This is a genomic window from Achromobacter sp. NPDC008082 (assembly GCF_042957345.1).
Taxonomy (GTDB): domain Bacteria; phylum Pseudomonadota; class Gammaproteobacteria; order Burkholderiales; family Burkholderiaceae_B; genus Achromobacter; species Achromobacter kerstersii_A.
Genome location: NZ_JBIBIB010000003.1, coordinates 144,030 through 156,065 on the forward strand (window position 1 = coordinate 144,030; position 12,036 = coordinate 156,065).

12 protein-coding genes are annotated in these 12,036 nt (G+C 63.8%); 8 read left to right on the forward strand and 4 right to left on the reverse strand.

All coding sequences use genetic code 11. The annotated features are described in order from the left end of the window. Positions 1-79: 79 nt before the first annotated feature. The 5 genes from ACFZAI_RS12850 (at position 80) to ACFZAI_RS12870 (ending at position 4,932) form a co-directional block, all read left to right on the forward strand. A complete protein-coding gene (locus tag ACFZAI_RS12850; protein WP_054424990.1) occupies positions 80-1,225 on the forward strand; it encodes a branched-chain amino acid ABC transporter substrate-binding protein in 1,146 nt (381 codons plus the stop codon). 233 nt (positions 1,226-1,458) lie between these two features. Next, the gene (locus ACFZAI_RS12855) at positions 1,459-2,310 is read left to right on the forward strand and encodes a branched-chain amino acid ABC transporter permease (RefSeq protein WP_391567846.1); all 852 of its coding nucleotides are present in this window, start codon (positions 1,459-1,461) and stop codon (positions 2,308-2,310) included. Then, entirely contained in the window at positions 2,307-3,395 is a 1,089-nt protein-coding gene (locus tag ACFZAI_RS12860) for an ABC transporter ATP-binding protein (RefSeq protein WP_391567224.1), read from the forward strand. Before ACFZAI_RS12855 ends, ACFZAI_RS12860 begins: the two co-directional genes overlap by 4 nt. Next, entirely contained in the window at positions 3,392-4,195 is an 804-nt protein-coding gene (locus tag ACFZAI_RS12865) for an ABC transporter ATP-binding protein (protein ID WP_391567225.1), read from the forward strand. Before ACFZAI_RS12860 ends, ACFZAI_RS12865 begins: the two co-directional genes overlap by 4 nt. Next, entirely contained in the window at positions 4,192-4,932 is a 741-nt protein-coding gene (locus ACFZAI_RS12870) for an ABC transporter ATP-binding protein (RefSeq protein WP_391567226.1), read from the forward strand. Before ACFZAI_RS12865 ends, ACFZAI_RS12870 begins: the two co-directional genes overlap by 4 nt. A gap of 128 nt (positions 4,933-5,060) precedes the next feature. On the opposite strand, the gene ACFZAI_RS12875 is transcribed toward ACFZAI_RS12870, so the two are convergent. Next, positions 5,061-6,344 (reverse strand): MFS transporter, encoded by a 1,284-nt coding sequence (locus tag ACFZAI_RS12875; RefSeq protein ID WP_391567227.1) that lies wholly within the window; start codon positions 6,342-6,344, stop codon positions 5,061-5,063. Positions 6,345-6,479: 135 nt separating this feature from the next. On the opposite strand from ACFZAI_RS12875, the gene ACFZAI_RS12880 reads away from it, so the two are divergent. Further along, on the forward strand, positions 6,480-7,097 hold the full coding sequence (locus ACFZAI_RS12880) for a TetR/AcrR family transcriptional regulator (protein ID WP_391567228.1): 618 nt from the start codon (positions 6,480-6,482) through the stop codon (positions 7,095-7,097). Positions 7,098-7,127: 30 nt separating this feature from the next. Here the strand turns inward: ACFZAI_RS12880 and ACFZAI_RS12885 are convergent, their stop codons facing one another. The 3 genes from ACFZAI_RS12885 to ACFZAI_RS12895 form a co-directional block, all read right to left on the reverse strand. Then, positions 7,128-7,574, reverse strand: a complete 447-nt coding sequence (locus ACFZAI_RS12885) for a hypothetical protein (RefSeq protein ID WP_391567229.1) — start codon at positions 7,572-7,574, stop codon at positions 7,128-7,130. Between the two features lie 5 nt (positions 7,575-7,579). Beyond that, positions 7,580-8,869, reverse strand: a complete 1,290-nt coding sequence (locus ACFZAI_RS12890; RefSeq protein WP_391567230.1) for an Nramp family divalent metal transporter — start codon at positions 8,867-8,869, stop codon at positions 7,580-7,582. A gap of 152 nt (positions 8,870-9,021) precedes the next feature. Next, the gene (locus ACFZAI_RS12895) at positions 9,022-9,447 is read right to left on the reverse strand and encodes an OsmC family protein (RefSeq protein ID WP_054425007.1); all 426 of its coding nucleotides are present in this window, start codon (positions 9,445-9,447) and stop codon (positions 9,022-9,024) included. Between the two features lie 337 nt (positions 9,448-9,784). On the opposite strand from ACFZAI_RS12895, the gene ACFZAI_RS12900 reads away from it, so the two are divergent. Next, positions 9,785-10,939, forward strand: coding sequence for an ABC transporter substrate-binding protein (locus ACFZAI_RS12900; RefSeq protein WP_391567231.1), 1,155 nt, complete (start codon positions 9,785-9,787; stop codon positions 10,937-10,939). A gap of 179 nt (positions 10,940-11,118) precedes the next feature. Further along, complete coding sequence (gene ehuB, locus ACFZAI_RS12905; protein ID WP_391567232.1) at positions 11,119-12,033, forward strand: ectoine/hydroxyectoine ABC transporter substrate-binding protein EhuB; 915 nt, start codon at positions 11,119-11,121, stop codon at positions 12,031-12,033. Positions 12,034-12,036 lie beyond the last annotated feature (3 nt).

Here is a 12,036-nt window from a genome sequence, read left to right on the forward strand (position 1 = left end):
CTAAAAGCTCAGGTATAACAAGGCCTTAGTTACTAAAACAAGTACACGGCCAGTAGTCCGACATCCCGGAGGATTCCCCATGAAGTTCCGCACCACTTTGAAGCTTCTCGCCGCCAGCGTTGCTGCGGTTGGCATGACGGCCGCCGCGCAGGCTGCCGATATCAAACTCGGTTTCGCCGCGCCCCTGACCGGTCCGCAATCGCACTACGGCGAAGACATGCAGAACGGCCTGAATCTGGCGCTGGAAGAGGCCAATAAGAAGGGCATCAAGGTTGACGGCCAGCCCGCCAAGTTCGTGCTGGTCTCGCGTGACGATCAAGCCGACCCGCGCGTTGGCGTGCAGGTGGCGCAGCAGCTGGTTGACCAGGACGTCGTGGGCATTCTGGGCCACTTCAATTCCGGCACGACCATCCCCGCATCGCGTGTTTACCATGAAGCCGGTCTGCCGCAGATCGCCATGGCCACGTCGCCCGAATACACCAAGCAAGGCTACGAAACCACGTTCCGCATGATGACCAGCGACACCCAGCAGGGCGCCGCGGTGGGCAAGTTCATGGTGCAGAACCTGAAGGCCAAGAAGGTTGCGATCATCGATGACCGCACCGCTTACGGCCAAGGCCTGGCCGATGAAGTCGAAAAGGCCGTGAAGGCCGCCGGTGGCGAAGTGGTCCGCCGCGAATACACCACCGACAAGGCCAACGACTTCACCGCCATCCTGACCAACATCAAGGGCGCGGCGCCCGACGCCATCTTCTACGGCGGCCTGGACGCGCAGTCCGGCCCCATGAAGCGCCAGTTGGCCACGCTGGGCCTGAAGGCGCCGCTGGTTTCGGGTGAAATGACCCGCAGCGACACCTTCATCAAGCTGGCGGGCGACGCCGCCGACGGCACCTTCGCCTCGCTGGCCGGCGTGCCGCTGGACAAGATGACCGCAGGCAAGGACTTCGAACAACGCTATCAGGCGCGCTTCAAGAAGGCCCCCGGCGTCTACGCACCGTACGCCTATGACGGCGCATGGAACATGATCACGGCCATCGAACAGGCCGGTTCCGCCAAGCCCGAGAAGTACCTGCCCGTGCTGGCCAAGCTTGACCGCAAGGGCGCTACCAGCGAGCACATTTCCTACGACGCCAAGGGCGATCTGAAGGAAATCTCGGTCACCATCTACGAAGTCAAAAACGGCAAGTGGGAGATGGTTGAAACGATGGTCAGCCAGGCCAACTAAGGCCGGTTGAACGCAGGGCGGACCCGGCCATGCCGGCCTCCGCCCGCTCCGTCCGCACACGCCGCCCGGCGTGGCGGCGCGCGCACCGCACCCGGCCGTGATGGCTTGGGCCGCGTGTCCGGCGCGATTTTTCCAGGCTTATTTCCGCGGCCCCTATGGATATCTTCATTCAACAACTGATTAACGGCGTCACGCTAGGCAGCGTGTACGCCCTGGTCGCCCTTGGCTACACCATGGTGTACGGCATCATCGGGCTGATCAACTTCGCGCATGGCGACGTCGTCATGATTGGCGCAATGGCGGCTACGACGATCGCCATTTCGCTGGTGGGCGGCGACCCTGGCGTCTCCGCCTTCGTGGTGCTGGGCGTAGGCCTGCTGGTGTCCGTGCCGCTGTGCATGGCGGTGGGCTGGACGGCCGAACGCGTGGCGTACCGGCCACTGCGCCGCGCCCCGCGCCTGGCTGCGCTGATCACCGCGATTGGCGTGTCCATCATTTTGCAGAACGTGGCAATGATGGCCTGGGGCCGCAACTACTTGAACTTTCCGCAGGTGCTGTCGCCGCGCGTGTTTGAGTTCGCAGGCGCGCGCATGAGCACCTTGCAGATCGCCATTGTGGTGATTGCATCGCTGATCATGGGCGGCTTGCTGGCCATCGTGCACAAGACCCGTCTTGGCACGGCCATGCGCGCCACCGCGCAGAACCGCGAGGTGGCGGGCCTGATGGGCGTCAACATCAACACCGTGATCTCGGCCGCGTTCCTGATCGGGTCGGCGCTGGCCGCCGTGGCGGGCATGATGGTCGCCACCTACTACGGCGTGTCGCAATACACCATGGGCTTCATGCTGGGCCTGAAGGCCTTCACGGCCGCGGTGCTGGGCGGCATCGGCAACATGGTGGGCGCAATGGCGGGCGGCTTGCTGCTGGGCATTATTGAATCGCTGGGCGCAGGCTACATCGGTGACATCACCGGCGGCTTCCTGGGCAGTCATTACCAGGACGTGTTTGCGTTCTTTGTGCTGGTGCTGGTGCTGATCTTCCGTCCGTCCGGCCTGCTGGGCGAACGCGTGGGAGACCGCGCATGAGCACATCCATGAAAAACAGCGGGCTGTCGGCCCGCAACCTGATTGGCATTGCGCTGATCGGCATCGTGCTGGCGGTGCTGCCGTTTGTGATCGGCATGGCCGGGCAAAGCTGGGTGCGCATTCTGAACTTTGCGCTGCTGTACGTGATGCTGTCGCTGGGCCTGAACATCGTGGTGGGTTTCGCCGGCCTGCTGGACTTGGGCTACATCGCGTTCTACGCGGTGGGCGCCTACACCTGGGCGCTATTGGCGTCGCCGCATTTCGGGCTGCATCTGCCGTTCTGGGCGATTTTGCCGATTGCGCTGGCGGTGGCGTGCCTGTTCGGCGTCTTGCTGGGCGCGCCCACGCTGAAGTTGCGAGGCGACTATCTGGCCATCGTGACCTTGGGCTTTGGGGAAATCATCCGTATTTTCCTGAACAACCTGAATGCGCCCATCAACATCACCAACGGCCCGCAGGGCATTAACCGCATCGACACGTTCAAGGTGGGCGAGTTCACCTTCGGGCGAACGGAAACCTTGATGGGCATCCGGTTCACGGGGCCAGAGAAGTACTACTACCTGCTGCTGGCGCTGACGTTGATCATCATTGTCGTGTGCGTGCGCTTGCAGAATTCGCGCATCGGGCGCGCATGGGAAGCGATTCGTGAAGACGAGATCGCGGCCAAGGCGATGGGCATCAACACCCGCAACATCAAGCTGCTGGCGTTTGCGATGGGCGCGTCGTTCGGCGGTGTGGCGGGCGCATTGTTTGCGTCGATGCAAGGCTTTGTCAGCCCCGAGAGCTTCTCGTTGATGGAGTCGATTTCGATTCTGTGCATGGTGGTGCTGGGCGGCATGGGCCATATCCCTGGCGTGATTTTGGGCGCGTTGATTCTGGCCGCCTTGCCGGAGTTTCTGCGTGCGGTGGTGGAACCCATTCAGCACATGCTGTTTGGCGCCGTCGTGCTGGACCCTGAAGGCATCCGCATGCTGTTGTTCGGTTTGGCGATGGTGTGCGTGATGTTGTTCCGCCCGGCGGGCCTGTGGCCATCGGCCGTGCGCAAGCGCGAGCTGGCGACCAAGACCCAAGGAGGTGCGGCATGAGCAAACTGCTGCAAGCGCAAGGGTTGGGCAAACGCTTTGGCGGCCTGCAAGCCTTGTCGGACGTCAGCTTCGATATCGAGCAGGGCGAGATCTATGGCTTGATCGGCCCCAACGGCGCGGGCAAGACGACGCTGTTCAACGTGCTGACGGGGCTGTACATACCGGAAGACGGCAGCTGCACGTTCAACGGCGAATCCATGTCGGGCAAGAAGCCGCATGAAGTCGCTTATGCAGGGCTGGCGCGCACGTTCCAGAACATCCGTCTGTTCGCCAATTTGTCGGCGATTGAAAACGTGATGATCGGCCGCCACATGCGCACGAAGGCGGGGGTGTTCGGCGCCGTGCTGCGCACACGCGGCACGCGGGCGGAAGAGGCGGCCATCGAAGCGCGGGCGCAAGAGCTGCTGGACTACGTCGGCATCGGCCATCGCGCCAATGATGTGGCGCGGTCGCTGCCGTATGGCGATCAGCGCCGCCTGGAGATTGCGCGCGCCTTGGCCACCGACCCGAAGCTGCTGGCGCTGGACGAACCGGCTGCCGGCATGAACGCATCGGAAACGGTGGTGCTGCGCAAGCTCGTCGAAAAAATTCGCGATGACGGCGTCACCGTGCTGCTGATCGAACACGACATGAAGCTGGTGATGGGCTTGTGCGACCGCGTGCTGGTGCTGGAATACGGCAAGGTGCTGGCCATGGGGAAGCCCGCGCAAGTGCAGCGCGACCCCAAGGTCATTGAAGCGTATCTGGGCGCGGGCGCGGCCCAAGACCCGCTGATTCACAAGGAGAGCCCCGCATCATGACGGCATCCACACCCCTGTTGGAATTGCGCGGTCTGCAAGTGGCGTATGGCGGTATCCGCGCCGTGCGCGGCATTGATCTGCGTGTGGACGAAGGCGAACTCGTTTGCCTGATCGGCGCCAATGGCGCGGGCAAGAGCACGACGTTGCGCGCCATTTGCGGGCTGGTCCCGATGGCGGGCGGTGAAGTGGTCTACGCCGGCCAGTCGATCGGCGGCCAGAAGTCGCACGAACTCGTGCGCCGCGGGCTGGTCATGGTGCCGGAAGGCCGGGGCATTTTCGGCCAGCTGACCATTGAAGAAAACCTGGCGATGGGCGCGTACATCCGCCGCGATGCCGCGCAAGTGCGCCAGGACACGGACCGCGTGTTCACGTTGTTCCCCCGCTTGGCCGAACGCCGCAAGCAGGCGGCAGGCACCTTGTCGGGCGGCGAACAGCAGATGGTGGCGATGGGCCGCGCGATGATTGCGCGCCCCAAGCTGCTGTTGCTGGACGAACCGTCCATGGGCCTGGCGCCGCTGATGGTGGAGAAGGTCTTCGAGGTGGTGCGCACCATCGCCAGTGAAGGCGTCACGATCTTGCTGATCGAACAGAATGCGCGCCTGGCGCTGGAAAACAGCCATCGCGGCTATGTGATGGAATCGGGCGAGATCATTCTGTCGGGTCCGGCGCGCGACATGCTGCATGACCCGAAGGTGCGCGCCGCGTATCTGGGCGAAGTCGAGGAAGCGTCGGCATAGCCTTGGCATCGCGGTTCGTCCGCAATAAAAAGCCCGGCATTTTTGGATGCCGGGCTTTTTTCGTTGTGGGGCCGCGCTATCGCCGCAGCGGCTCGTCGCCGCAGCGGCTTGCAATCAGCGGGCCGGGTTCAGGCGGGTTGCGGCGCGGCTTGCTTCTTGCCGATCCGTAGCGCGATCACGGCGGCGATCAGGCCTGTGGCGCCCGAGATCACAAACGCCATCAGGTAGCTGCCTTGCGCTTCGCGAATGGCGCCCGCCATCCACGCAGCGCTGGCCGCGCCCAACTGGTGGCCCGCGACGATCCAGCCGAACACGATGCCGGCGTCGCGTTCGCCAAAAGCCTCGGTCGTCAGGCGCAGCGTGGGCGGCACGGTGGCAATCCAGTCCAGGCCGAAGAAGATGGCGAAGATCGACAGGCTGTAGAACGAAAAGTCGGAATAGGGCAGGTAGATCAGCGACAGGCCGCGCAGCGCGTAATAGACAAAGAGCAGCTTGCGCGGGTCGTAGCGGTCAGTCAGCCAGCCCGATGCCGTGGTGCCGACCAGGTCGAACACGCCCATCAGCGCGAGCAATCCGGCGGCTTGCACTTCCAGCATGCCGTGGTCGCCGCACAGCGCGATCAGGTGCGTGCCGACCAGCCCGTTGGTGGTGAAGCCGCAGATAAAAAACGTGGCGAACAGGAACCAGAATGTGGTTGTCTTTGATGCCCGGGCCAGCGCGCCGAACGTGGCGGCCACCATGCCGGTGCGCGGCGCGGCGGGGGCGGGCGGGGCGTGCGGGTCACTGCCGTAAGGCACCAGGCCGACGCTGGACGGGCGGTCAGGCACCAACCACCAGGCCAGCGGCACCAGCGCGGCCGCAGCGGCCGCCACCGTCCAGACGACACGCGTCCAGTCGCCCGATGAGGCCAGCGTGGCCAGGATGGGCAGGAACACCAGCGTGCCGCTGGCGGTGCTGGCGGTCAGCAGGCCCATGACCAGGCCGCGATGCTTGGTGAACCAGCGGTTCACAATCGTGGCGCCCAACACCGAGGCGACGGCGCCCGAACTGATGCCCGAAAACACGCCCCAGCTCATAAGCAGGTGCCAGGGTTCGGTCATGTAGGCGCTGACGGCGCTGGATGCCGACATCATGATCAGCGCGCTGATCAGCACCCGGCGCAAGCCAAAGCGTTCCATCGCCGCGGCGGCGAAGGGGCCGACCAGGCCATACAGAAAGATGCCGGCGGCGGCGGCAAACGAGATCGAGCTGCGGCTCCAGCCGAAGCTTTCTTCTAGCGGCACCAGCAGTACGCTGGGCGTGGAGCGCAGCCCCGCCGAGACCAGCAGCGCCAGGAAGATCACCGCGACGACGACAAACGCGTACTTTTGGCCGGCACGCCGAAACGGGATGGGGAGGTGGGATATACTCATGTTACTGACCGGTACGTATCGAGATTTGCGGGATTCGCGAATAGTACGTACCGGTCAGTAACATCGTCAAGCGGTATTTGATTCCGCTCTGATTGATGTTGTCCGTTTGATGCAGCACCTTTGAAGGAACCGTCCATGGCCAGTAAACCTTCCACCTCGTCCGGCGCCGCGCCGCAGTCCGCAGCCAAACCGCTGCTGGCCGCCGACCGCATCCGCAAGACCGCGCGTGAAATGTTCTACCGCGATGGCATCCGCGCCGTCGGCGTCGACGCCATCGTCAACCAGGCCGGCGTGACCAAGCCCAGTCTGTACCGCAGCTTTTCGTCCAAGGACGAGCTGGCGGCCGCCTATTTGCGCGATTACGACGCCGAATTCTGGGCGCGCTTTGACGGCGCTTGCGCGGCCCACCCCGGCGATCCGCGCGCACAACTGCTGGAGTACCTGTCGGGCTTGAGCCAGCGCGCCGTGCAGAACGGTTACCGCGGCTGCGGCCTGACGAATGCGGCCGTCGAGTACCCGGAAGCAGGCCATCCGGCGCGCGCCGTGGCGGTGGAACACAAGCTGGAGTTGCGCCGCCGCCTGAATGACATGGCGGCGGGCATGGGGGCGGCTGAGCCTCAGGCGCTGGCCGATGGCCTGCTGCTGCTGATCGAAGGGGCTTTCGTGTCGAGCCAGTTGTTCGGGGAGGGCGGCCCGGCCGGGCGGGTGGCAGAGATGGCCGATAAGCTGATCCAGACGCATCTGCCCCGCTGAAAGCCGTATGGCGCTGCACAAGACTAGTGCTTAATGTGGTGCCGTATGCACCGTAATGGTGGTGTTTGTACCCATTGCGCAACGAACAAAAAAATGGTTGAAGTTTTTATTGCAACGCAACAAACGCGGATCTAACATGAATTCGTGTTGTCCCACATCGCCTTTCTCAAGGAGAGAATCATGAGCGATACCGCGTTGAAAAATGCCCGTATGTCGGATGCGCTGGAGCGGTCCTTGATCCGCGAGGCCGTCAAAGCGGAAACCTTGTCCGGCCCATTCAACCGTGGCATGTGGCTGCGTTTGAAAGTGCGTCTGGCCGCCTTGGGCGGCGCCGTTGGCGAAGTCCTGCACGACATGGATGCCGGCCGACAGCAACACCCCGTTGTCTCCGCCCGCCACTGAGCACAAGCGGTCAGCCAGAAAAAACGCCAGCGATATTGCTGGCGTTTTTTTTGCGTCTTTTTTTGCGTTTTTCATGGCGCTTAGACCACCATGTCCACCAGCAAGTAGCCGTCCAGAATCACGATGCCCACGGTGGCGCTGATGGCGGCCAATGCCCAGGCGCCACGCAGCGCGTACTGGCCCATCAGCTTTTTGCGGCAGGCCAGCAGCACCAGCGGACCCAGCGCAAAGGGCAGGGCCAGGCTCAGGATGACCTGGCTCAGCACCAGCAGTTCGTCCGGGTCTTTGCCGCCCGTGAAGATCAGCAGGCCCACGGCGGCGGCGCCCGCAATCAAGCGCGTCATCAGGGCGCGGCGGCGGTCTGACCAGTTGCTGCGGATCTGAAACCCTTTGGATAGGATGCGGCCGGCCAACACGCCGGTAATCGTGGAGCTTTGGCCTGCGGCGTAGAGCGCCACGGCGAACACGATGGCGGCGCCCACGCCCAGCGTCTGCCCAATGACGGCGTGGGCATCGTCCAGGCTGGACACGATCAAACCCGAACCCGATAGCGACGCCGCCGCCACGATCATGATGGCTGAGTTGATCAGCATGGCGATGCCCAGCGACACGATGGTGTCGTTGCGGGCAACGCGCATGGCCATGTCGCGGGCAGAAACGGGCAGCGCTTTCGCGCGCTCAGCCAGCGAGCCGGAATGCAGGTACAGGTTGTGCGGCATCAGCGTGGCGCCCAGGATGCCCAGCGCGATCAGGAAGCCCTGCGGGTCGCGCAGCGCACGGCCCGTTTCCGTGACGCCATGCGCCACGGCCGTCCAGGCAGGATTCGCCTTGAACAGCAGGAACACGAACGACGCAGCCACCACCGCCAGCAGCAGGGCGATCACGCGTTCGTGCCGGTCGGCGTTGCCGCGGGTGAGCGCCAGCACGGCGAATGTGCCGACGCCGGTGACGGCCACGCCGGCAATCAGCGGCAGATCGAATAGCAAGCGCAACGCAATGGCGCCGCCGATCAGTTCGGCTAAGGCGGTCGCCAGAATGGCGGCTTCACCCGCGAGCCATGCGGCCTTCGACCAGCCAGGAGACAAATGCTGCGCGGTCAGCGATGCCAGGTCCTGGCCCGTGGCCAGCGCCAGGCGCGACACCAAAATTTGAAAGCCCAGCGCCAGAAAGGCGGACGTGATCACCACCATCAGCAGCCCATAACCGAAGCCGCTGCCGCCGGCGATGTCGGTGGCCCAGTTACCCGGATCGATATAGCCCACGGCCACCAGAATGCCGGAACCGACCATGCGGCGCAGGTTCGCCGACACTTGGGCGTCTTGCGCCAAGGCGGCTTTGCCGCCTGATATCGCGTAGATGAAACCGGTCATACGACACTCCTGAGAATGGTTCTCATTTTCTAGAAGTGATCGCCGACCGTCAAATTGATTTTCAGCAAGCCGGGGATAGGTCCGCCCAATGGGAACCCGCCCCGGCTGCTGGCGCGCCCGCGGCGGACGCACCCAACATCAAGCGTTCGGGATCAAGACTTGAGCTTGGCGTCCATGGTGATTTTGGCCTTCAGCACCTTGGATACCGGGCAACCGGTTTCCGCCTTGCGCGCGGCTTCCTCGAAGGCTTGGGCGGTGGCGCCGGGAATGACGGCTTCGACGGTCAGGTGGACGGCGGTGATGGAAAAGCCATCGTCCACCTTGTCCAGCGTGACTTCGGCTTTGGTGTCCAGGCTCGTCGCAACCATACCGGCTTCGGACAGGATATTGGACAGCGCCATGGTGAAGCAGCCTGCGTGGGCCGCGCCCAGCAGTTCTTCAGGATTGGTGCCGGGCGTGTCGCCAAAGCGGGTATTGAACCCGTAGGGCTGAGCCTTCAGTGCGCCGCTTTGCGTAGAGATCGTGCCTTTGCCAGTCTTCAGATCGCCCGACCAGGCGGCGGATGCGGTTTTCTTCATAGTGACTCCTTGTGAGAGGGGACGCGGCCCATGGCGGGCGCGTCCGGTGCAGGAATGCGCACCCCCGCGAAGGGTGGTGCGCGTTGCCTGAGCGGCATCGTCGATGATACGGCGAGGCCGGGGGGTGGGCGCAGCATCCACCGGTGCGCAACGGCAAGCCGATGTAACGGCGGGCCGCGCAGGAAGCGGGCCGATGCAACGTGGGCAGGTGCAAAGACGACGCGGACAAGCCCATTGCCGGCGCGCGCAGCCACAAACCCGGGCATGCCGGCCTGGCCCGCATCCGCATCAGGCAAAATACCGGCATCCACACACCCTCATCCCAAGAGCTGCTGTCATGTCTCGCAATTTTCTTCGCCTCGCCTGCGCCGCCGCGCTGGTCATTCCCGCTTTGTCCGTCCATGCCGAAATCGTGATTGGCGTGGATGTGTCGACGACGGGTCCCGCCGCCGCCATCGGCATCCAGACCAATAACGCGATCCGCCTGTGGCCCAACACGCTGGGCGGTGAACCGGCGCGCTACGTGGTGCTGGACGACGGCACCGACGTGAGCCGCGCGGTGAAGAACATGCGCAAGCTCACGTCCGAAGACAAGGTTGACGCCATCGTCGGCCCCAACACCACGGCGGCCGCCCTGGCCGCGCTGGACGTGCTGGCCGAGACCCAGACGCCGATGATTGCGCTGGCCGCCTCCAGCGTCATCGTTGAGCCCTTGTCCGACCCCAAGCGCGCATGGGCCTTCAAAATGCCGCAGAACGATTCGCTGATGGCGACGGTGCTGGTCGAGGACATGAAGAAGAAGGGCCTGAAGAACGTGGCCTTCATCGGATTCGCGGATTCCTACGGCGACAGCTGGTGGAAGGAATTCACCGCCGCCGCGGGCAATGATTTGAAGATCGTGGCGCAGGAGCGCTTCCAGCGCACCGACGCATCGGTGGTGGGGCAGGCGCTGAAAGTCATCGCCGCCAAGCCGGACGCCGTGCTGATTGCGGGGGCGGGCACGCCGTCCGCCTTGCCGCAGAAGACGCTGCTGGAACGCGGCTACACCGGCGCCATCTATCAGACGCATGGCATCGGCACGCTGGAATTCCTGCAAGTGGGCGGCAAGGACGTGGAAGGCACCTTGTTCCCGACCGGCCCGGGCGTGGTGGCGCGCGAGCTGCCCGACAGCAACCCGGTCAAGAAGGTGGCCGTGGCGTTTGCCGACAAGTACGAAGGCCAGTACGGCGCGAACACGCTGACGCAGTTTGCGGGCGACGCTTACGGCGCCTGGATGCTGCTGGATTCCGCCGTGGCGCGCGCGCTGAAAACGGGCGCCAAGCCTGGCACGCCGGCGTTTCGCAGCGCCCTGCGCGACGCCCTGGAAAACACCCGCGACTTGGTCGTGCCCAACGGCGTGCTGAATATTTCGAAGGACAATCATCAGGGCTTCGACGAGCGCGCCCGCGTGATGGGCATCGTCAAGAATGGCCGGTTCTCGTACGCGCAATAGGGCCGATGCATGGATTTCTACGGTTCGTAACATTTGCTGACGCTCCATAGGGGATCAGTCCCTAAAAGCAGGCTTAGGCCTGCTTTTTTACGCCTTAATGATTCGTATAGAAATCATTTCTTAGCGTATTATTTTTAGCGAAGCCATGTACCTAGAAATAAATACGGGAGAAATGATTCATGACCTTGCTACGATCCAGACGCTTGCTGTTGGCCCTGAGCCTGGGCGTATTGGCCGCATGTTCCGACTCGGGCGGCGACAAGGGCGCGCCCGCGGCAGGCGGTGCAGCGGCCGGCGCCGCCAATACCCTGGAAGCCGCCAAGGCAACCGGCAAGATCCGCATCGGCTACGCCAACGAGGCGCCGTTTGCCTACATGGACAGCAAGGAAGCCAAGGTCACGGGTGAATCCGTCGAGATCGCCCGCGTCGTGCTCAAGCGCATGGGCATCAATGAAGTGGAAGGCGTGCTGACGGAGTTCGGCTCGCTGATTCCGGGCTTGGCCGCCAAGCGCTTCGACATCATCGCGGCCGGCATGTACGTCACGCCCGAACGCTGCCAGCAGGTGGCGTTCTCGGACCCGACCTACGGCGTGGGCGAAGCCTTCCTGGTGAAGCAGGGCAACCCGAAAAACCTGCACAGCTATGAAGACGTGGTGAAGAATCCCGACGCCAAACTGGGCGTGGTGGTGGGCGCCATCGAAGGCGATTACGCCCAGAAAGTGAATATTCCGTCAGGCCAGGTGGTGGTGTTTCCCGATGCGGTCAGCGCCTTGTCCGGCGTGCAAGCGGGCCGGGCCGACGCCTATGCGGCCACCGCGCTCACCATCAATGACCTGATGGGCAAGACGCAAGAGGGCAGCGGCTTGGAGAAAGCCGACCCCTTCACCGACCCGGTGATCGATGGCAAGGGCGTGCGCGGCTATGGCGCCTATGCGTTCCGCACCGACGACAAGGCGTTTGCCGACGCGTTTAATGCGGAGCTGGCCAAGTTCATCGGCACCGACGAACACAAGAAGCTGGTGGCGCCGTTTGGCTTCACCGATCAGGAGCTGCCTAACGGGGTAACCGCCGCCAAGCTCTGCGCCGGACAGTAAGGG